At 64.2% G+C, this 20,175-nt stretch carries 15 protein-coding genes; 10 read left to right on the top strand and 5 right to left on the bottom strand.

Annotated features, from left to right (window positions below; translation table 11 throughout):
• The first annotated feature begins 2 nt into the window (after nt 1–2).
• The 10 genes from MHH62_RS24015 (at nt 3) to MHH62_RS23970 (ending at nt 14,234) form a co-directional block, all read left to right on the top strand.
• Nucleotides 3–1,292 carry a DotU family type VI secretion system protein gene (locus MHH62_RS24015; protein WP_014720496.1) on the top strand — a complete coding sequence of 430 codons (1,290 nt, stop codon included), beginning with the start codon at nt 3–5 and terminating at the stop codon, nt 1,290–1,292.
• Nucleotides 1,289–4,789 (top strand): type VI secretion system membrane subunit TssM, encoded by a 3,501-nt coding sequence (gene tssM, locus MHH62_RS24010; protein ID WP_339232045.1) that lies wholly within the window; start codon nt 1,289–1,291, stop codon nt 4,787–4,789. The genes MHH62_RS24015 and tssM overlap by 4 nt, the downstream gene beginning before the upstream one ends.
• Complete coding sequence (gene tagF, locus MHH62_RS24005) at nt 4,786–5,439, top strand: type VI secretion system-associated protein TagF (RefSeq protein ID WP_014720494.1); 654 nt, start codon at nt 4,786–4,788, stop codon at nt 5,437–5,439. Before tssM ends, tagF begins: the two co-directional genes overlap by 4 nt.
• Nucleotides 5,440–6,159 (top strand): protein phosphatase 2C domain-containing protein, encoded by a 720-nt coding sequence (locus MHH62_RS24000; protein ID WP_339232044.1) that lies wholly within the window; start codon nt 5,440–5,442, stop codon nt 6,157–6,159. It begins immediately after the preceding gene.
• Nucleotides 6,156–9,134 (top strand): serine/threonine-protein kinase, encoded by a 2,979-nt coding sequence (locus MHH62_RS23995; RefSeq protein WP_339232042.1) that lies wholly within the window; start codon nt 6,156–6,158, stop codon nt 9,132–9,134. Before MHH62_RS24000 ends, MHH62_RS23995 begins: the two co-directional genes overlap by 4 nt.
• The gene (locus tag MHH62_RS23990) at nt 9,134–9,838 is read left to right on the top strand and encodes an ABC transporter ATP-binding protein (RefSeq protein WP_014720492.1); all 705 of its coding nucleotides are present in this window, start codon (nt 9,134–9,136) and stop codon (nt 9,836–9,838) included. The genes MHH62_RS23995 and MHH62_RS23990 overlap by 1 nt, the downstream gene beginning before the upstream one ends.
• Complete coding sequence (locus MHH62_RS23985) at nt 9,838–11,022, top strand: ABC transporter permease (protein WP_166406486.1); 1,185 nt, start codon at nt 9,838–9,840, stop codon at nt 11,020–11,022. The genes MHH62_RS23990 and MHH62_RS23985 overlap by 1 nt, the downstream gene beginning before the upstream one ends.
• A complete protein-coding gene (locus tag MHH62_RS23980) occupies nt 11,015–12,727 on the top strand; it encodes an SUMF1/EgtB/PvdO family nonheme iron enzyme (RefSeq protein ID WP_020302847.1) in 1,713 nt (570 codons plus the stop codon). Before MHH62_RS23985 ends, MHH62_RS23980 begins: the two co-directional genes overlap by 8 nt.
• An 84-nt stretch (nt 12,728–12,811) precedes the next feature.
• A complete protein-coding gene (tagQ, locus tag MHH62_RS23975; RefSeq protein WP_060766894.1) occupies nt 12,812–13,735 on the top strand; it encodes a type VI secretion system-associated lipoprotein TagQ in 924 nt (307 codons plus the stop codon).
• A 124-nt stretch (nt 13,736–13,859) separates the two neighbouring features.
• Complete coding sequence (locus MHH62_RS23970) at nt 13,860–14,234, top strand: hypothetical protein (RefSeq protein ID WP_003195530.1); 375 nt, start codon at nt 13,860–13,862, stop codon at nt 14,232–14,234.
• Nucleotides 14,235–14,363: 129 nt separating this feature from the next.
• On the opposite strand, the gene MHH62_RS23965 is transcribed toward MHH62_RS23970, so the two are convergent.
• From MHH62_RS23965 to exbD, 5 genes are all read right to left on the bottom strand, one after another.
• Nucleotides 14,364–15,764 (bottom strand): aminoacyl-tRNA deacylase and HDOD domain-containing protein, encoded by a 1,401-nt coding sequence (locus MHH62_RS23965; protein WP_014720489.1) that lies wholly within the window; start codon nt 15,762–15,764, stop codon nt 14,364–14,366.
• 77 nt (nt 15,765–15,841) lie between these two features.
• The gene (recG, locus tag MHH62_RS23960; protein WP_339232038.1) at nt 15,842–17,917 is read right to left on the bottom strand and encodes an ATP-dependent DNA helicase RecG; all 2,076 of its coding nucleotides are present in this window, start codon (nt 17,915–17,917) and stop codon (nt 15,842–15,844) included.
• An 8-nt stretch (nt 17,918–17,925) separates the two neighbouring features.
• Nucleotides 17,926–18,846 carry a hydrogen peroxide-inducible genes activator gene (locus MHH62_RS23955; RefSeq protein WP_003195523.1) on the bottom strand — a complete coding sequence of 307 codons (921 nt, stop codon included), beginning with the start codon at nt 18,844–18,846 and terminating at the stop codon, nt 17,926–17,928.
• A 156-nt stretch (nt 18,847–19,002) separates the two neighbouring features.
• Nucleotides 19,003–19,749: an energy transducer TonB gene (locus MHH62_RS23950; protein ID WP_003195521.1), complete on the bottom strand. Its 747-nt coding sequence runs from the start codon at nt 19,747–19,749 to the stop codon at nt 19,003–19,005.
• Nucleotides 19,746–20,171 carry a TonB system transport protein ExbD gene (exbD, locus tag MHH62_RS23945; protein ID WP_003195519.1) on the bottom strand — a complete coding sequence of 142 codons (426 nt, stop codon included), beginning with the start codon at nt 20,169–20,171 and terminating at the stop codon, nt 19,746–19,748. The genes MHH62_RS23950 and exbD overlap by 4 nt, the downstream gene beginning before the upstream one ends.
• Between the last annotated feature and the right edge of the window lie 4 nt (nt 20,172–20,175).

The following is a 20,175-nucleotide window of genomic DNA, read 5'->3' as shown; positions in this document are numbered from 1 at the left end:
CGATGCATCCCAATGATGATGACCGCACCCAGTTCATGCCGCGCCCGGGTGGCCGAGAACCTGCACCCGCGCGTGCCGAACCTGCGCCGCTGTCGATGCCGGCTGCGCCGATCCTCACCGGCAAGAGCCAGGGCCTCAACCCGCTGGAAAGTGCCGCCGGCCCGTTGCTGGCGTTGTTGACGCGGTTGCGCAACACCATCGCCCATCCCGCGCCGGCCAGCCTGCGTGCGCAGTTGCTGGCGTACCTGCGCCAGTTCGAAGAACGCGCCGAAGCCGCCGGTGTGGCACGCAATGAAGTGCTGTTGGCCCGTTACGCGCTGTGCACTGCCTTGGATGAAGCGGTGCTGAGCACGCCGTGGGGCAGCACCAGTGACTGGGGTAAGCAGAGCCTGCTGATCACCGTGCACAACGAAGCCTGGGGTGGCGAAAAGGTTTTCCAGTTGCTTGACCACTGTCTGCAAAGCCCACGGGAACGCCTGTACCTGCTGGAGCTGTTGTACCTGTGCATGTGCCTGGGTTTTGAAGGGCGTTACCGCGTGATGACCGACGGGCGCAGCCAGTTGGAAGCCTTGCGTGAACGCACCGCCGCAGCGATACGCAGCGCCCGTGGCGAGCACGAGCGTGAGCTGTCGCCGCACTGGCGCGGTGTAACCGTGGCCCGTGATCGCCTGGCGCAATTCATGCCGCCATGGATTGCCGTGGCGATTGGCTTGGCGCTGCTGTTGGCGTTGCTGTTCGGCCTGCGCCTGAAGCTGGCCTCGGACGCCGAGCCGGTGTTCAAGAATATTCATGCCCTGGGCGAGATCCCGGTGCAGGCCATCGACCGTCCGGTGGCGCAGCCCAAAGTGATTGAGCGCCCGCGCCTGGCCGGGTTCCTGGCCGACGACATCAAGGCCGGCCGCGTGGCGGTGGAAGACAAGGTCGACCGCTCTGTCGTGACCATTCGTGGCGATGAGCTGTTCGCCTCGGCCAGCTCCAGCATCGTCGATGATTACCAGCCGCTGATGCTGCGCATCGCTGACGCCATTCGCAAGGTCAAGGGCCAGGTGCGTGTCACCGGGCACAGCGACAACCGCCCGATTGCCACGTTGCGTTTCCCGTCCAACTGGGCGTTGTCCGAAGCCCGGGCCAAGTCGGTGCTGGCGATTCTCGCCGCCAAGACCGGCCAGGCCGAACGCTTCAGCGCCGAAGGCCGCAGCGACACCGAGCCGTTGGCCACCAACAGTACTGCCGAAGGCCGTGCCCGCAATCGTCGGGTTGAAATCACCGTATTGGCGGAGGGCGTCGAGTGAAGGCGTTTTTCAGTTTCATGATTCGCTGGGTGATCCCCGTGCTGGGCCTGATTGCCCTGAGCCTGATCATCTGGTTTGTTGGCCCGCTGCTGGACGTGCTGGTGCCCGAAGGGCGCCGTTGGGCGCTGATCGTGCTGGGGTTTGCGCTGTGGGTGGCCTACCGCGTGTTCCGCATTATCCAGGCCCGTCGCCAGGCCGCCGAAGTGATGCGCAGCCTGGCCGCAGAAACCCCGGTCGACCCCAACAGCGTTGCGACCGCCGAAGAGCTGTCCACGCTGCGCCAGCGCATGGACGAAGCCCTGGCACTGCTGAAAAAGGCCAAGCTGGGCGGCGATGAGCGCCGCAACCTCTACGAGTTGCCGTGGTATGTGATCATCGGCCCGCCGGGCTCGGGCAAGACGACCGCGCTGGTCAATTCCGGGCTGCATTTCCCACTGGCGGCGCAATTGGGCGCCGGTGCGGTGCGGGGCGTGGGGGGGACGCGCAACTGCGACTGGTGGTTTACCGACCAGGCCGTATTGCTCGACACCGCTGGCCGCTATACCACCCAGGACAGCAACTCCACGGTGGACAAAGCCGCCTGGCTGGGCTTTCTCGACTTGCTGAAAAAGCAGCGTGCGCGCCGGCCTATCGACGGTGCCTTTATCGCCATCAGCCTCTCGGATCTGCTGCTGGGCACCGACGCCGAGCGCGCAGCCCATGCTGCCGCGATTCGCCTGCGCATCCAGGAGCTGTATACGCAACTGGGCGTACGTTTCCCCATCTACCTGATGCTCACCAAGCTCGACCTGGTGCCGGGCTTCATGGAGTTCTTCGACAACCTGAGCAAGGAAGAGCGCGCCCAGGTGTGGGGCATGACCTTTGCCCTGGACGACGGCAAAAACAGCGACAGCCCGCTGGCGCACCTGCAAAGCGAATTCGCCGGCCTGGAGCAGCGCCTCAACGAACGCCTGGTCGAGCGCTTGCAACAGGAACGCGACCCGGCACGACGCGACCTGATCTACGGCTTCCCGCAGCAGTTCGGCGCGTTGAAAGATTGCCTGCAAAGCTTCCTCGAAGGCGTGTTCAAACCCAACGCCTTTGAAGAGCGCGTGTTGCTGCGTGGCGTGTACTTCACCAGCGGCACCCAGGAAGGCAGCCCGATTGACCGCCTGATCGGTGCCATGGCCCAGAGCATGAACCTGGACCGCCAGCACCTGGCGCGCCAGAGCGGCACCGGGCGCAGTTACTTCATCGAAAAACTGTTCACCGCCGTGGCCTTTGCCGAGCGCGGCCTGGTGGGGGTGAACCCGAAAGTCGAGCGGCGCCGCAAGTGGATCGCCCGTGGCGTACTGGCGGCCACCGTCGCGCTGGTGGTGGTGGTCAGCGGCCTGTGGTGGGTGAGCTATCGCGCCAACCAGGCATATATCGCCCAGGTCGATCAGAAGGTCGCGCCCCTGGGCCAGACCGTACAGAACCTGAGCCCGGCACAGCGGGAAGTGCTCGCCGTGCTGCCGTTGCTCAATGCGGTGAAGAACCTGGCGGGGGATTCGCCGAGCTGGTCCGAAGGGCTGGGGCTGTACCAGGGCGATATGCTCGAAGCCGAGTCCGCCAGCGTGTACCGCAAACTGTTGATCGCCGTGTTCGCGCCACGCCTGGTGACGCGTATCGAAGAGCAACTGCACGGCGGCGGTAACTCGGACTTTCTCTACGAGGGCCTCAAGGCTTACCTGATGCTCGCCGACACCGAGCATTACGACCCGGACTTCATCAAGGCCTGGATCGCCCTGGACTGGGACCGCAACCTGCCCCGCGACCTGCCGGCCGACCAGCGTCAGGCCCTGGCCGGGCACTTGCAGGCGCTGTTCGAACGCCACCCGCCGAGCGCACGCCTGGACCCACGGCTGATCGACGATTTGCGTCGGCAGTTGCAGCAATTGCCGGTAGCCCAGCGCGTGTACGACCGCGTCAAGCGCCAGAAACTGCCCGAAGGTATCCCGGACTTTCGCCTCAACGAAGCCGCCGGTCGCGATGCCGCGCTAGTGTTCAGCCGCAAGAGCGGCAAGCCGTTGGGTGAGCCGTTGAGTGGTTTCTTTACCGCCAAAGGCTATCGCCAGGCGTTCTTGCTCAGCAGCTTGAACCAGACCGGCACCCTGGCCGAAGAGCAATGGGTGCTGGGCCATGAACAGGCCGACCAGCAGAACGTGGTGAGCCTGGCCGCCGACGTGCGCCGTTTGTACTTCCAGGATTACCAGCGCCAGTGGGACGCGTTGCTCGCCGACATCGACTTTGTGCCGATCACCAGCGTGGCACAGGCCGCCGATGTGCTGCGGGTGATTTCCGGTCCCACCTCGCCGCTGAAAAAGCTGCTGGTGGCGGTTGCCAGGGAAACCGACCTGCAAGCCGAAGAACGCCAACTGGCCGCCAAAGGCGTGCCGGTGGAAGGCGGCGTGGACAAGCTCAAGGAGCGCCTCGGCAGTTTGCTGGGCGAGGCGCAACCGACGGCGAATGCACCGGCACCGGCGGATGATCCCGTGACCGCGCACTTTGCCGAACTCAACAGCATCGTCAGCAAAAACGAAGGTGAGCCGGCGGCCATCGACGGCCTGCTGTCGGACATGAATGCACTGTATGTGCAGGTCAGTGCCATGGTCGGTGCCAGCGGCGATGCCTTGCTCGGTGAGGCCAAGAACCAGGCGGCGGCTGCGGCCACGCGGGTCAGCCTGAACGCCGAGCGTCAGCCGCCGCTGGTGCAGGGCATGGTCAAGTCGGTGGTCAATTCCACCACCAACAGCATGATGGGCGGGGTGCGTAACCAGCTGAACGCGGCCTGGGTCAGTGAGGTGGTCAACGTGTATCGCCAGTCGTTGGCCGGGCGTTACCCGATGTCGCCGGGCAGTGCGCGGGACGCCACCCTGGATGACTTCGGCCAGTTCTTCGGCGTGGGCGGGGTGATGGACAACTACTTCCGCAAATACCTGCAGCCCTATGTGGACACATCGGCACAGACCTGGCGCTGGCAACCTGGGGCGGCGCAGAAGCTGGGGATTGCTCCTGGCGTGCTGCAAACCTTCCAGCGTGCGGCGTCGATTCGGGACGCGTTCTTCCGCTCCGGTGGCACCCAACCCATCGTGCGTTTCGAACTCAAGCCGGTGTCGATGGACCCTACCATCACTCAGTTTCTGCTTGACCTGGACGGCCAGCAATTGAGCTACGACCACGGCCCGAGCCGGCCGGTGGCGATGCAATGGCCGAACCCGGGCAGCATTGGCGTGGTGCGTATTTCCATCATGCCCCCGTCGGCCAGTGGTCGCTCCGGCATCACTCTGGACGGCCCGTGGGCCTGGTTCCGTCTGCTGGAGCAATCAGACCTCACCGCAGGCAACTCGCCGGATCGTTTCAACCTGCGCCTGCGAGTCGATGGCGCGAGCATCGCCTACGAGTTGCGCGCCAACAGTGCCTTCAACCCGTTCAAGAGCCGCGTGCTCAGTGGCTTCAGCCTGCCGGAGCGGCTATGACGGCCCTGGGTTTCTACGGCAAGTTGGCCAGCCGCGGGGACTTCGTCAGCCGCGCCTTGCCGCAGAGCTTTATCGGCCCGTGGGACAGCTGGCTGGCGGCGGGTTTGCTCGCCAGCCAGAACAGCCTCGGCGCTGACTGGCTGAATGCGTACCTGGTCAGCCCGTTGTGGCGCTTTGTGCTGGCCCCGGGCGTGTGCGGGCCGGACGCGGCGGCGGGCGTGGTGATGCCGAGCATTGACCGGGTCGGGCGTTACTTTCCGCTGGCGGTGGTGACCTTGCTGGATCACGACACCAACCCGGCGTCGCTGGTGGGCGGTTCGGACGCCTGGTTCGAGCAGGCTGAAACCTTGTTGCTCAGCACCCTCGACAGCGGCGCGACCTTCGAAAGCTTCAACGCCGGGCTCGACGAGTTGGGTGTGCCGGCCAGCGAGCCGCGGGCGGTGGACAGCCGTTTCGCCGGCCTGCAAAGGGTGGCAGCCACCGTGCCGCACCAGCGTATGACCGCACTGGCCGAACAGGCGTGCGAGGGCGCAAGCCTGTGGTGGGGGCGAGGCTCGCAGCGTATCTCCCCCGGTTTATTACGGTGCCAGGGCCTGCCTGCCGCCAGCGATTTTGCGCAGTTTTTGCTCGGACAAGAAGGTGTGGTGTAGATGGGCGTGACGTACGAATCCGCGAGCAAAAGCCATGTGGGCATGGTTCGCCAAGTCAACGAAGATGCCTTTCTGGATCTGCCGGAAAACCGCCTGTGGGTGGTGGCCGATGGCATGGGCGGGCACGCGGCGGGCGACTATGTCAGCAGCTTGATCGTCGACAGCCTGCGCCATGTGCCGCTGGGCCGCTCTCTGGAAGAATACTCGGCGGCGCTGCGCAATGACCTGCTGCGCATCAACGCGGCCGTGCGCGAAGAAACCGCCAACCGTGGCGTGACCATGATGGGCAGCACCGTGGTGGTGTTTGCCGCGCGCGGCTTGCGCGGGGTGTGCCTGTGGGCCGGCGACAGCCGCCTGTACCGCTTGCGCGACGGCGTGCTGGAAAGCATTTCCCGCGACCACAGCTACGTGCAAGACCTGCAAGACAGCGGCCTGCTCAGCGAAGCCGACGCCCGCACCCACCCGCGCTCCAATATCGTCACCCGCGCCATTGGCGTTGAGGCCCAGTTGGACGTCGCCTCGGTGGACCTGTTGATCGCTCCCGGCGACAGCTATTTGCTGTGCAGCGATGGCCTCAACAAAACCGTCGAAGACCATGAAATCCGCGAGGTGCTCAGCCATGACGCACCGGATGAAATCGTGCGCAGCCTGGTGCACTTGGGCCTAAATCGCGGCGCACCGGACAACATCACCACCCTCGTCGTGAAGGTCTCGTCATGAACATCGTCATCCCGGGTTATGACATCGAAGGCGAGATTGGCGAAGGCGCCATGGCCAGCGTGTACCTGGCGACCCAGCGCTCGCTGGAGCGCAAGGTGGCGTTGAAGGTGATGGCGGCGGCTTTGGCGGCCGACCCGAGTTTCTGCGAACGCTTCCTGCGCGAGGGCAAGACCCTGGCGCGCTTGTCGCACCCGCACACGGTGACCATCCATGACATCGGCAACGTCGGTGAGCTGTATTACATGGCCATGGAATACCTGCCCAACGGCACGCTCAAGGAGCGCATCGCTGCTGGGCTGACCCCGGAGCAGGGCGTGACGCTGATCCGCCAGATTGCCTCGGCCCTGGGCTATGCCCATGCCCAAGGGCTGGTGCACCGCGACGTCAAGCCGGCGAACATTCTGTTTCGCGCCGATGGCACGGCAGTGTTGTCGGACTTCGGGATTGCCAAGTCGCTGGACGATCGCACCCAGTTCACCCAGGCCGGGTTTGCCGTGGGCACGCCGAGCTACATGAGCCCGGAGCAGGCGCGGGGCCAGGAGATCGATGGCCGCGCCGACCTCTACGCGCTGGGCGTGGTGCTGTATGAAATCCTCGTCGGCAAGCTGCCTTATAACGGCACCGATGCGCTTTCCACGGCGCTGGCGCACCTGACCGAACCCTTGCCGGAATTGCCTGTGCACCATGGGCGCTATCAGGGCGTGCTGCGCAAGTTGTTGGCCAAGGACCCGGCGGAACGTTATCCGGATGCGGCAGCGTTGTTGTTGGCGCTGGATCAACTGCCGGCTGATGAATCGGATGCCACGCTGGTGCGGCCGCTGCCGATTCCATTGAGCTTTGATCTGGCGGGTATGACCCCTGTCACCATCGACATTCCGACGGATAAACCGCAGCCGCAGCCAATAGTGCGTCAACCGGTGGTGACGCCGACGCAGCACAATGCCCCGTCCGAGCAGCGCCGTGGGCCGGTATTGGCTTTGGCCGCCGTGGCAGTCGCCGTCGCGTTGGCCATTGGTGGCGCCAGCTACTGGTGGTTGAGCGGCGGCGATGAACCGGCCAAGCCGCCAGCCGCCGTGGTGCCCAAGGTGACGCCGCCCGTGGCTGTCGCTGAAGTGGATGGCGGTCAGCGCCCGTTGCTGATGGCAGGCAAGAAAACCTTGTTCCAGCGTGTACTCAGCAAACCCGGCGCCCAGCTTTCAGCGGACGCCGGGAGTACGCCGGATAAAGCGCTGCCGGCGTTTTCCGTGCTCTACGTGTACCAGCGCAAAGAGGTCGATGGCAGCCAGTGGGTACGCGTCGGCGCGGCCACTGATGGTCGCAGCGACGGTTGGCTGCCAGCCTCCCAGGTCAGCGACTGGAAACAAAGCCTGGTGCTCAAGTTCACCGAGCGCTCCGGCCGGGCTCCCGTGATGTTCCTGCGCCAGCCCGGTGAGGTGGAAAAACTGCTGGCCGACCCTGCCGCAGCGAAAAGCGCCTTGGCCAAGGCGCAGAACAACCGTGAAGACAACCAGCAAGTCCTGGCCCTGGAACCCACCGCCAGCGCGGTGCCGCAGAACCAGTTCTACCTGTTGCCGATCTTCGATTCCAAGGAGAGCTTCGACGACAACGGCCAGCCGGTGCAGTTGCTCAACGTGGCCTCCATCGACCCAGGCAGCCGCGCCGCTGCCAGACCCGCCAGCCCGACGCTCAGCGCCAATGCCGACGCGTTCCGCACGGCGGTGGTGCTGGTGGTGGACACCACCGTGTCGATGCAGCCCTACATCGACCAGATTCGCGACGTGGTGCATGAGCTGCAAACCCGCATTGCTGAGCGTGGCGAGTTGGACAGCGTCAGCTTCGGCATGGTCGGCTTTCGCAGCAGCATCCAGAAAACGCCGGGCCTTGAGTATGTCGCCAAGACCCTGATCAGCCTCGACCAAGGCCGCGACCCGCAGCGCTTTCTGGATATGGCGCGCCAGGTCAAAGCGTCGACGGTGTCCAGCCACTCGTTCAACGAAGATGCGTTTGCCGGGGTGATGCAGGCAGTGGACGGCATGGATTGGTCCGGCTACGGCGGGCGCATCATCCTGCTGGTCTCCGATGCCGGCGCGCTGCGCAAGAACGACCCGTTCGCCGCCACCCAGATGAACGAAGCGGAAGTGCGCCAGGCGGCGCTGGGCAAGCAGATCAAGATCTACGCGCTGCACCTGCGCACCGATGCCGGCAAGAAAACCCATGCCGGCGCCGAGAGCCAGTATCGCGTCCTCACCGCCGACGCCAACCCGCAGATCGGCGACCTGTACACGCCGGTGCCAGGGGGCGATGTGCGCAAGCTGGGTGAGCGCGTCGATGAGATCGGCACGGTGTTCGCCAACCTGGTGCATCAGGTGCGCAGCAACACGCCGCAGCCCGTGCCGTTGCTCAGTGCCGCGCCGAGCCTGGCGGACAAGTCCGCCGCCGTCGGCTATGCCATGCACATGGACTTTCTCGGGCGCAAGACCGCGAGCCAGGCACCGCAATTGGTCAGCGCCTGGACGGCGGACCGCGACCTGACCAACCCGGCGCTGCCAGCGTTCCAGGTGTGCGTGATGTTGACCAAGCTGCAACTCAACGACCTGCAACAATCGTTGAAGTTGATCGTGGATGCGGCGCGCAAGACCCAAAGCTCGCCCAAGGATTTCTTCCAGGAAATCGCCAGCGCCTCGGCCTATATGAGCCGCGACCCGCAGGCCCTGCGCAAGGGCGGCAACCTGGCTGACGGCGGCCTGCTCGGTGAATACCTGGAGGGCCTGCCGTACCGCAGCAAGTCGCTGAACATGACCCAGGACCTGTGGTTGTCATTGAGCGTGGCCGAGCAGGAAGACTTTATCGACGAGCTGGATTCGAAAATCCGTCTGTATGAAACCTTCCATAACGACGTGGCCAACTGGGTCCGTTTCGGCGATGCCGAACCGGGCGATGCGTTGTATCGCGTGCCGCTGTCGACGCTGCCGTAATGTTGAACCTGAGCGCGGTGCACAAGAGCCGGGGCGTCGGTAGCCAGCGCTACAGCCTGGTGATCCCTGCGTTGCAGCTGGGCGCGGGTGAACAACTGGCAATTGTCGGCCCCAGTGGTTGCGGCAAGAGCACCTTGCTCGACCTGCTGGCGCTGGTGTTGGCGCCGGATCAGGTGGGGCAGTTTGCATTCAACCAACACGACGTCGGCGCGCTGTGGCGTGCCGACCGGCAATCGGCGCTGGCCGCGTTACGCAGCCAGCACTTGGGCTATGTGCCGCAGACCGGGGGGTTGCTGGGGTTTCTGGACGTGCGCGGCAATATCGCGCTGTCGCGCCAACTGCTGGGCTTGCAGGATGACGGCCGCGTGGCGCGCCTGGCTGAGCAGTTGCAGATCAGCGATCAGTTGGCCAAGCGCCCGGCGGCGTTGTCGGTGGGCCAACGCCAGCGGGTCAGCTGTGCACGGGCCCTGGCCCATGGGCCGCAACTGGTGCTGGCTGATGAGCCGACGGCGTCCCTGGACCCGCTCAACGCCGAACGCGTGATGCAGGCGCTGCTGGCCCAGGCCCGCGAACACCGTACGGCCTGTGTGATCGCCACCCATGATGAACCGCTGGCCCGCGCCAGTGGCTTGCAGGTGCGGCGTATCAGTTGCCAGCGCGATCCAGACGGCGGTATCACCGCAACCCTCGGGGAGGCGTGCTGATGCGCATCGGCCTGGTTGCTTCGCTTGCGTGGCAGGACTACCGCAACGATGGGTGGTTGTCGGCCTGTTCGGTGTTGGCATTGGTGGCGGTTATCGCGCCATTGCTGGTGTTATTCGGGCTGAAATTTGGACTGGTTAGCAGTTTGACCGAACGCTTGGAGACCGACCCCGCCAGCCGTGAAATCATCCCATTGGGCGGTGGTCGATTCAGCGCGGCGTTTATCGCCCAACTGGGTGAGCGCAGCGAGGTGGCGTTTGCTGTGCCGCGCACACGGCAAATTGCCGCCACGGCGCAGGTGGGCACCCTGACCCTGGAAATGCTGCCGACTGCCGCAGGCGACCCGTTGTTGGCTGGCTTGCCGATGCCCCACGGCCTGGACCAGATCGTGCTCAGCCATACCGCCGCCGAAAAACTCGCGGCAAGGCCCGGTGACTGGCTGGAAACCAGCTTTGCGCGGCAAGTGGCGGGGCGCGTCGAGGCCCAGCGCACGCGGTTGCAGGTGCTGGCGGTGTTGCCGCTGGAGGCCTTCGTTCGCGAGGGCCTGTTTGCCGATCTGGCGTTGTTGGAGGCAGCGGAAGATTATCGCGATGGCCGTGCGGTGCCGGCGTTGGGTTGGGCCGGTGAAGCGGCGAGCGTGAGCGAACAGCGTATCTACCCGGCGTTTCGCCTGTACGCGCGCAGCCTCAGTGATGTGGAACCGTTGCGGGTGTATTTCGCCGGGCAGAACCTGTTGGTTTCAACCCAGGCGCACACCATCGCTCAAGTGCAATCGTTGAGCCGCAACCTGTCGATTGTGTTCTGGATCATCGCCGGGTTGGCGTTGGCCGGGGCGTTTGCGGCGATTTTCGCGGGCACCCTGGCGGCGGTAGCGCGTAAGCACCGTGAACTCTCGGTGTTGCGCCTGCTGGGGTTTTCCACCGCCGCCTTGTTGCTGTTTGTGCTGCTGCAAGCGCTATACAGCGCGGGTTTTGCCGCTGTGCTCAGCGTTGGGCTGTATGGCCTGGCTGAGGCGGGGTTGAACAAGCTTTTTGTGCAGGTGCCGGGCGAGTACGCCAGCCACCTGTTGGCGCGCCATTATGGCCTGGCCCTGGTGGCGGTGCTCGGTGTCAGTGCCGTGGCGGCCGCCTGTGGTGGTTGGCGGGTGGCACGTATCCAGGCTTCTGAAGGAATCAGAGATGTATAAATTACTGGGCGCCTGCGTGGCGCTGAGCCTGGCCTCGCTGGCCTGGGCCGATGAGGCAAGTGACAAGCTCGACAACCCCAAGCCGTTGCCGGACGACGTGAGCCTGCCGCTGCCCTGCGAAGGTAACATGGTATTCCGCTACGCCTACATTCTGGCCCAGGGCACCCTGGATGACCGTGAAATCAACCTGGGCTACCCCTTTGCCGAAGGCGAGGCGGGTTATCAGCAGTCGTTTATTTCCGGCTACCGGCGCGACTTCATCAACGGCCAGTTCACCCTCAAGGACTTGCCCAAGGACTGGAGCAAGGTCATCGCGCCGCAGATGCCGAAGACCGACGCCAAGACCCCGCTCAAGCCCATGCTGTACTTTATCGGCAAATACGAAGTGACTGCTCGCCAGTACGCCCAGGTGATGGCCCAGGCGCAATCCCTGGCCAGCGGAGAACCGGCTCCCGCATGTGAGGCGCCCAGCGGCATGGCCGGGCGTTTGCCCAAGGTGAAACTGTCGCGCTTTGAAGCCGAGCGTTTCTCGGCGGTGTACAGCGCCTGGCTGATGAAATACCACCGCGAACTGCTGCCGGTAAGCGGGCGCGGTGCGTCGGCCGAAGACGGCGGCCTGGGTTTTGTGCGCCTGCCCACCGAAGTGGAGTGGGAGTACGCCGCACGCGGCGGCCAGGCGGTGAGCCGCCAGGACCTCGAAGGCCGTCTGTATCCACGGCGCGCCGAGGGCAGTGAAAGCGATGGTCCGCTGGCCGATTACGCGGTGTTCAACCAAGTGGCCGGCGGCACCGGCCAGGCGGCGCGGTTGATGCCCATCGGTACCAAGTTGCCCAACCCCATCGGCATGTTCGACGTGATCGGCAACGCCGCGGAAATGGTCCAGGAATCCTTCCAGCTGGTACACGCTGGCCGCCGCCAGGGCACCTACGGCGGCTTTGTGGTCAAGGGCGGCAACTACCTGGAAGGCGAGGGCACGTTGTTCACCGGCATGCGCCGCGAATATCCGTTGTTTGCCGCTGATGGCACCGAGCAAAGCAACGAGACCACCGGCTTTCGCGTGGCGATTGGCGCGTTGTCGGCGCCGCGCTCGCGCTACAAGGAATTGTTTGCCCAATGGCAGAAGGAAGGCCGCCTGGCCGCGCTGACCGATGCCATCGACGACGCCCAGGACCCGACCAAGCGCCTGGACAGCATCATCGCCGCCAGTGTCGATCCCAAGCTTCAAGCCGAGCTGGGCCTGGTCAACGAAGAGCTCAAGCGCAACGTGTCGCTGATCGCCCAGCAACGCGAAGAAGCCGCGGGCAATTTGATCCAGTCGGCGGCGTTGGTGGCCGAGACCATCAGCAACTACAACATCCGCCTGGCCAACCTGCAGAAGAGTCGCCAGCAGGCGGTGGACAGCAAGGACGAGGCCAGCGCGCAGCTGTTTGACATGGCCATTACCAATGGACGCAGCGCGTTGGACGGCGCGGTGGCGATTTACATCGACAACCTGGCCACCGGCACGCGCTACACCGATGCGGTGATCCAGGCGCAGTTTCAACGGATCAAGGAAGAGTTGGATCGCAAGCCAGTGCTCGGCAAGAGCCTGGTGACGCGCGCGACACTGTTCGTTCGCCATGTCGGCAACTACCGCAAGCAACAGCGGGCCGACCCGGCAACGATCTTGAAGGAATTGCTCGCAGCGAGCGGTCAGCGGTCTTGATCGTTGGCTGTCTAGCGAGCTTGGAAGGGACTCAGGCGGCGGTGGGCCGTGCTGGGCAAGTCAAACTTAACAGAGATCACATCTATGCTTTTTTCCCGTAAGGCGGTTTCCAAGCGTCACCTGCTGCTGATCGCAGCTGGTTTCAGTACCGTGTTGACTGGTTGCGCTACGTCGCCTGCATCCAAGGTGGCGTCGAGCACCAAGGTCGAGTACTACCCCAACTGCTACGAGCCGGTGCAGCACCTGCGCGCCACCGATTCGGACATGACCAAATCGGTCGTCACCGGTGCCGCGATCGGCGCGGCCGGCGGTGCCCTGCTGGGCGCGCTGACCGGCGACAAGGACAGCCGTGGCCGCAATGCCGCGATCGGTGCCGCAGGCGGCGCCCTGGCTGGCGGTGCGGCGGGTTACTACACCGAGCGCCAGAAACAGATCACCGATGACAACCAGCGCATCGCGTCCTACTCCACCGACTTCAACAAAAGCGCCTCGGACATCGACCGCAGCACCGCCTATGCCAAGGCCTCGCAGCAGTGCTACCAGAGCGCATTCACCAAGCTGGTGGCTGATCGCAAGGCCAAGACCGTCAACGACACCGAAGGCCGCAAGCGCCTGGCGGAAATCGTCGCGGGCCTGAAGGAATCCAATGACCTGATCGTGACGGTCAACGGCAAGGCCAGCGAAGACCTGAACAACTACACCCAGGCGTACGAGAAAGACCTGCAACAGGTCGGCGTACAGCGCAGCGATGTGGTGACCGTGGCCACCGCCGATACCACGCCAGTGGCCGCTCCGGCCAAGGGCAAGAAAGCCGTCAAGCCAGCCAAGAAGCCGGTGCTGCCGACAGTGCCGAAAGAAGCGGTAACCACCGAACGTAGCATCCAGACCGTGCAGGCCAAGCAAGCTGAAAGCAAGCAGGTCGCCAGTGCGGGCAAGACCCAGATCGAAGCAACCTGCCGCAATCCAAACCTGGCCGATTGGGCGCCAGTGCCATGTCCTAACGTTTAAGTACTTGTTGCTATAAGCGTTAAACGCCAACCGATCTGCGCCTAAAGCGCGAGATCGGTGGCGTTCTTTTTGCAAATCGTTACACTGCTGCGGCCACTCCAATAAATACACCGAGGCCGTGTGCATGAAATTTCGTCTTCTCCTGTGGGTGCTGGGCCTGATGATGGGCAAAGCCAGCCGCACCAACCCCGCCTTCCAGCAGCAACTGGGTGACAAAGACCTGGCCTTCCAGCTGCAGACCCTCGACGGCAAGGTTGCCCGTCACTTCATCGTCAAAGACCAGCGCATCACCAGCCGCTCAGGTGTCCACCCGGCGCCGGCCTTCGCCATTGCCTTCAAGGATGCCGCCTACGGCTTCGCCACGATGCAGGCGAAGAACAAGCAACTGGCGTTCATGACGGGGATTCAGGACAAGTCGATCCAGATCAAGGGCAACCCGGCACTGGTGATCTGGTTCCAGGGGCTGACCAAGTATTTGAAGCCGAAGAAAAAGAAGTAGGCGGTCAGGTAGACCGAGTTGAATTCATCGCAGGCAAGCCAGCTCCCACAGTTGACCCTATTTCAACGTTGGAACGCGGTCACTGTGGGAGCTGGCTTGCCTGCGATAGCGGTGTAACAAGCGCCAGATTTACCCCTGGCTGAACTGCGAAGCCAATTCGCGCAACAGCACTTCGGCATCCAGCACTTTACCGACCACATCCTCCGCCTTCTCGCGGCTCAAGCCCAGGCGCTCAAGCAATGCGTCCGGAATGGATTCATCCGGCCCGGAGCCAATCCCCCGGCTGCGCAAAAGGCGCACCGCCAGGCACACCAGGTTCGGATACTCGGCGTATTGCCCGTCGTACGTCGGGTCGTGCTGGAAGCGCAGGGCGGTGCACAATTCGTCCGGCATGTCCCAATAGCGCATCAGCCAGGCGCCGATCTGTTCGCGGCTGATGCCCAGCAAGTGTTGCTCGACGTAGCTGTGGCACAGGTGCGGGTTGACCTCCAGGTGCCGGCAGATCAGCGAGAAGTGGGGCGGAAACACGTGGGCCAGCAGCAGATAGCCGAAGTTGTGCAGCAAACCTGCCAGGTAGGTCAGGCCGGCTTCCGGGCGCTGGGCGCGGGGCATGGCACGGGTCAGGCCTTCAATCACGGCGGCGGTGTAGATCGACTGGTGCCAGTACGGCGTGGACAGGTGCGGGCGGTCCTTGGGCAGGCTCAGGGTTTTGCCCAGGGCCAGGCCCAGCGCCAGGTTGATCACAAGATCAAAGCCCAGCACGCGCACGATGGCGTCTTCGACTGAGCGGATCTTGCCCGGCGAAGCGTAGTAGGGCGACGCGGCCCAGCTTACGACCTGGGCGGCGAGGGCCGGGTCGGTTTCCACCACGCCGGTGATGTCGTCGATGGTGGCATTGGGATCGACGCGCAGCTTGATGATCTTCTGCGCGGTGTCGGCCAGCGGTGGAATCTCGATGGTCGCTTCCAGGCGCTGCTGAATACGACGCGCGGTGAAGGCTTGCATCGCCTGGGTGATTTCCTCACGGTCATCATTGGGGCGGTCGAGATTCGGGCGGATGTTGCTCAAGGGTTCCCCGAACTGCGCGGCGCTGGCCTTGGTGAGCAGGCTCTTGAAGGCGTCGCTGGGGATTTCCAGCAACAGCCCGGCTTCGCCCGAATGCACCAGCAGGCTCGGCTCATTGAGCAAGCGGCCCTCGTACAGGCACGGCGAACTGGTCAGGGGCGGCAAACCCGGCAGCAGGCTCAGGTCATGCTTGCCCAGCATGCGCTCGACACGCTCGGGGGCGACGGCCGTGAGGCGGCGACCGGTGAGTTCGGCGAGGCGGTTGAGGTCCAGCAACTGGCTTTGGGGGAACAGCACCATGAGCGCGCCAACCGCATCTTCAAGCAACACCGCCTGGACCTTTTGTGCAGGGTTCAGGCCAGGCTGTTCGATGACTTCCGTGTAGGGGATGGCGAGCTTTGCGAGCAGCGCCCGAATGACCGGCGGGGCGGTCAGTGGGGCTGTGGCGAGGGCAACTTCTGACATGGCCTGATCCAATTTCTTACATTCATTGGAGTATAACCAGCTTGATACGGGTGTTGGTCGGATAAGTGCGTCAGGCGTCACACTTGGCCGTATTGCTGGCCGTGCCGCAGCCAGCGGTTGAGCAAGGGGCTGACGTGATCGGGCCAACGTTCGAGCAATGCTTGCGCAGCATCGCGCACGGCGGGCAGCAGGTCGGCATCGCGCATCAGGTCGGCGACCTTGAATTGCAGCAGGCCGGTCTGGCGCGTGCCGAGCATTTCACCGGGGCCGCGCAGTTCGAGGTCTTTTTCGGCGATAACAAAACCGTCGTTGGTTTCGCGCATGATGCCCAGTCGCTGGCGACCGATCTGCGACAGTGGCGGGTGATAGAGCAGCACGCAGTGGCTGGCGGCACTGCCCCGGCCAACCCGCCCGCGCAGCTGGTGCAGTTGCGCCAGGCCCAGGCGTTCGGGGTTTTCGATGATCATCAGGCTGGCGTTGGGGACGTCCACGCCCACTTCAATCACGGTGGTAGCCACCAGCAATTGCAGGTTGCCGGCCTTGAACTCGGCCATTACCGCGGCTTTTTCCGCCGGTTTCATACGGCCATGGATCAACCCCACCTTGAGCTCACCCAAGGCACTGGTGAGGTCTTCATAAGTGGTTTCGGCGGCCTGACAGGTCAGTTCTTCGGACTCTTCGATCAGGGTACACACCCAGTACGCCTGGCGGCCTTCGGCGCAGGCACCGCGCACGCGCTCGATCACTTCGACACGTCGGGTGTCGGTGACCAGCACGGTGTTGACCGGCGTACGCCCCGGCGGCAGTTCGTCGAGGATCGAGGTGTCGAGGTCGGCGTAGGCGCTCATGGCCAGGGTGCGTGGGATCGGCGTGGCGGTCATGATCAACTGGTGCGGGTTCATGCGCCCGCCCACGCCTTTCTGGCGCAGGGCCAGGCGCTGTTGCACGCCAAATCGGTGCTGTTCGTCGATGATCACTAGCGCAAGGTTCTTGAACTGCACTTCGTCCTGGAACAGCGCATGGGTGCCCACCACCATCGGTGCGCCGGCGGCGATCTGCTCCAGGGCGGCCACGCGGTTCTTGCCTTTGAGCTTGCCAGCCAGCCACGCCACCTCCAGGCCCAGCGGTTCGAGCCAGCGCTTGAAGGTGATGAAGTGTTGTTCGGCGAGGATTTCCGTCGGTGCCATCAGCGCCACTTGATAGCCAGCTTCCAGGGCTTGCAGGGCGGCGAGGGCAGCGACCACGGTCTTGCCGGCGCCTACGTCACCCTGGATCAACCGCAGCATCGGTTCTTGCTGGCTGAGGTCGTAGGCGATTTCATTGCCCACGCGCTGTTGCGCGCCGGTCGGCGCAAAGCCGAGGTTGGCCAGGTATTGCGCAGGCAGCCGCGTGGCCTTGGGCATCGCCGGGGCGCGCAGGGAACGCATGCTTTCGCGCAGGCGTTGCTGGGACAGCTGGTGCGTGAGCAGTTCTTCAAAGGCCAGGCGATGCTGGGCCCAGTGATGACCGAGGGCGAGTTCGTCCACATCGGCATCGGCGGGCGGGTGATGCAAATACCGGATCGCATCGGCCAGGGGCGCCAGCTGATAGTCGCGGGCCAGCTCCAGGGGCAGCCAATCGGGCAGGCTTTGCGGGCCGAGCATGGTCAGGGTCTGCATGCACAACTGGCGCAGGCGTTGCTGGGTCAGGCCCTCGGTCAGCGGGTAGATCGGCGTGAGCGTGGTGTCCATCGGCGGCGGCTCATCGCCGGTAATGGCGCGGTATTCCGGGTGGTAGATTTCCAGGCCCGATGCGCCTGGGCGCGCCTCGCCATAGCAGCGCACGCGGGTGCCACGCTTGAGGCCTTCCTTCTGCGCGTTGCTGAAGTGGTAGAAGCGCAAGCTCAAGCCGCCAGTGCCGTCCTGCAGGCGCACCACCAGGCTGCGGCGCTTGCCCATCACCACGTCGGCGCCACTGACGGTGCCTTCGATCACCGCGTCTTGCCCAGGGCGCAAATGGCCGATGGGCACCACGCGGGTGCGGTCCTGGTAGCGCAGGGGCAGGTGGAACAGCACGTCCTGAAGGTTCTCCAGGCCGACCTTGGCCAGCTTCTCGGCCATGGCCTCACCGACACCCTTGAGTGCCGTCACCGACACCTGCGACAGCTCAGTCATACCGTGGGTTAGCTCGCAACGGGCGGCTTGGCCACCGAACACAGACGGATCGAGTCCGCGAGAATCTCAATCGCTTTGGGGCGCGGGAAGCTGGCGCGCCAGGCAATCGCCACGGTACGGAACGGCACCGGCGGCGTGAGTGGGCGAACTTCGATCACGCCCTGGGCGTAGTGATGGCTGTCTACCGCAGACAGCGGCAGGATCGAAATGCCCAGGCCGGAAGCGACCATATGGCGAATGGTTTCCAGGGAGCTGGATTCCACCGTGGTGTGCTTGGCGCCGTCGTTGCCCTTGGTCAGGGTCGGGCAGGCTTCCAGCACCTGGTCGCGGAAGCAGTGGCCTTCACCGAGCAGCAGCAGGCTCTTGTCGTTGAGCAGGCCGGCGTCGATGGTGTCCTTCTTGGTCCACGGGTGAGAGGCTGGCATCAGCACATAGAACGGCTCGTCGTAGAGCGGCAGGGTCAGCACGTCCGCTTCGTTGAAGGGCAGGGCGATGATGATCGCGTCCAGCTCGCCGTTGCGCAGTTTGTCGCGCAGCACGTGGGTGAAGTTTTCTTCGATATACAGCGGCATCTGCGGCGCGACGCGATGCAGTTGCGGGATCAGGTGCGGGAACAGGTAGGGGCCGACCGTATAGATCGCGCCGACCTTGAGCGGCGCGGTCAGCTGGTTCTTGCCGGCCTGGGCCAATTCGCGAATGCTTTGCGCCTGTTCCAGGACCTTCTGCGCCTGGGCAACGATGCCTTCGCCCACCGGGGTGAGGCGAACGGCGCTCTTGCTGCGCTCGAAAATCAGCACACCGAGTTCGTCTTCAAGCTTTTTCACACCCACCGACAGCGTCGGCTGGCTGACGTGGCAACGCTCGGCTGCATGGCCGAAGTGCTGTTCTTGGGCGAGGGTCACGATGTAGCGTAATTCTGTGAGAGTCATAGCGGGCGTCCATGAGGTTGCGGGCCAAGCATACCGGCTGCAATCGATAGACGCACGTTATCAGAACTTTGCTGGGGATTGAGTGGGGAGTGTCGGAATTTTGCTGAGGTAATAAAGCGAATGTGGGAGGGCACCAGTCCCTCCCACAGTGCTCTGTCAGCGGCGACGCTTGTCGATGTTGTAGACGAACGGCGCGACCAGTTCGACGCTGCCGTTTTTCAACAGGTCTGCCGGTGGCTTGGGTAGCGGCTGAGCCTTGCGGATCATCTCAAGCGTTGCACGGTCCAGGTCGGCGTTGCCGGAGCGGCCTTCCAGTTCGTAGGACAGCACATTGCCTTCGCCATCGACCACGAAGCGCAAGCGGTTCATACCTTCCTTGCCACTGCGTTGGGCGCCGGGCGGGTACTTCTTGTACTTCTGCAGGTGCGCCAGCAACGTGCTTTGCCAGGATGCCTGGGCGGCCAGCTGCTGTGCCGACGGGCCCGGTGTAGGCTGGGCGGACTTCTGCGCAGGTGCGTTGCTCGGCGGCGTTTCGCTCGGTGGCTCCTCGGAAGGTTTCTCCTTGGGCGGCTCGGGCTTCTTCTCCACCGGCTTTGGCGGTTGTGGCTTAGGCTTGGGCTTGACCGGCTTGGGCACCTGGATCGTTGGCTTGGGCGCCTCGGCCAGCTTCGGCAGGGGCAGCTCTTCGACCGGTGGTGGCGGCGGCGCAACGACCTTGGGCGGTGCTGGAGGCGGCGGTGGCGCTGGCAGCGGCGCCAGGTCGATGACCATGGCGGCAGGTGGCAGCTGGATCGCCTGCGGCGCGGACCATTGGAGCGCGATGATGATCGCGACGGCATGCACGCCCAGCACGACGGCGAGGCTGGTGCCATAACGCGTCAGTTTGTGGCGCGTCGTGATCATTTCTTGGCTGCCGTCTCAAGTCCGACCAGGCCTACCTTGAGGTAGCCGGCTGCCCGCAGGGCATCCATCACGCTCATCAGGTCGCCATAGTCCACGCCTTTGTCGGCCTGGAAGAAGATCGTCGTGTCTTTCTTGCCTTGGGTCTTGGCATCCAGCACCGGCCCCAGGGTTTCAGCCTTGACCTCTTCTTCGCCCAGGAACAGGCGTTGGTCCGCCTTGACGCTGAGGAATATCGGTTTCTCTGGCCGCGGCGCCGGCTTGGCGCTGGACGCGGGCAGGTCCACTTTGATGTCCACGGTCGCCAGCGGTGCCGCCACCATGAAGATGATCAGCAGCACCAGCATCACGTCGATAAACGGCGTGACGTTGATTTCGTGGTTCTCGACGAGTTCGTCGTCGCCTTGATTCAAATGCAGGCCCATGGCC

Source organism: Pseudomonas sp. FSL L8-0168 (genome assembly GCF_037976155.1).
Taxonomy (GTDB): Bacteria; Pseudomonadota; Gammaproteobacteria; order Pseudomonadales; family Pseudomonadaceae; genus Aquipseudomonas; species Aquipseudomonas paracarnis.
Note: the sequence above shows the minus strand (reverse complement) of the source record. Positions and strands in the feature narration are given on the sequence as shown.

What these genes read in the sequence shown, in the direction of transcription:
- MHH62_RS24015 (WP_014720496.1), top strand. Translation starts at nt 3, where the DNA reads ATGCATCCCAATGATGATGACCGCACCCAGTTCATGCCGCGCCCGGGT.
- tagF (WP_014720494.1), top strand. Translation starts at nt 4,786, where the DNA reads ATGACGGCCCTGGGTTTCTACGGCAAGTTGGCCAGCCGCGGGGACTTC.
- MHH62_RS24000 (WP_339232044.1), top strand. Translation starts at nt 5,440, where the DNA reads ATGGGCGTGACGTACGAATCCGCGAGCAAAAGCCATGTGGGCATGGTT.
- MHH62_RS23995 (WP_339232042.1), top strand. Translation starts at nt 6,156, where the DNA reads ATGAACATCGTCATCCCGGGTTATGACATCGAAGGCGAGATTGGCGAA.
- MHH62_RS23990 (WP_014720492.1), top strand. Translation starts at nt 9,134, where the DNA reads ATGTTGAACCTGAGCGCGGTGCACAAGAGCCGGGGCGTCGGTAGCCAG.
- MHH62_RS23985 (WP_166406486.1), top strand. Translation starts at nt 9,838, where the DNA reads ATGCGCATCGGCCTGGTTGCTTCGCTTGCGTGGCAGGACTACCGCAAC.
- MHH62_RS23980 (WP_020302847.1), top strand. Translation starts at nt 11,015, where the DNA reads ATGTATAAATTACTGGGCGCCTGCGTGGCGCTGAGCCTGGCCTCGCTG.
- tagQ (WP_060766894.1), top strand. Translation starts at nt 12,812, where the DNA reads ATGCTTTTTTCCCGTAAGGCGGTTTCCAAGCGTCACCTGCTGCTGATC.
- MHH62_RS23970 (WP_003195530.1), top strand. Translation starts at nt 13,860, where the DNA reads ATGAAATTTCGTCTTCTCCTGTGGGTGCTGGGCCTGATGATGGGCAAA.
- MHH62_RS23965 (WP_014720489.1), bottom strand. Translation starts at nt 15,764, where the DNA reads ATGTCAGAAGTTGCCCTCGCCACAGCCCCACTGACCGCCCCGCCGGTC.
- recG (WP_339232038.1), bottom strand. Translation starts at nt 17,917, where the DNA reads ATGACTGAGCTGTCGCAGGTGTCGGTGACGGCACTCAAGGGTGTCGGT.
- MHH62_RS23955 (WP_003195523.1), bottom strand. Translation starts at nt 18,846, where the DNA reads ATGACTCTCACAGAATTACGCTACATCGTGACCCTCGCCCAAGAACAG.
- MHH62_RS23950 (WP_003195521.1), bottom strand. Translation starts at nt 19,749, where the DNA reads ATGATCACGACGCGCCACAAACTGACGCGTTATGGCACCAGCCTCGCC.
- exbD (WP_003195519.1), bottom strand. Translation starts at nt 20,171, where the DNA reads ATGGGCCTGCATTTGAATCAAGGCGACGACGAACTCGTCGAGAACCAC.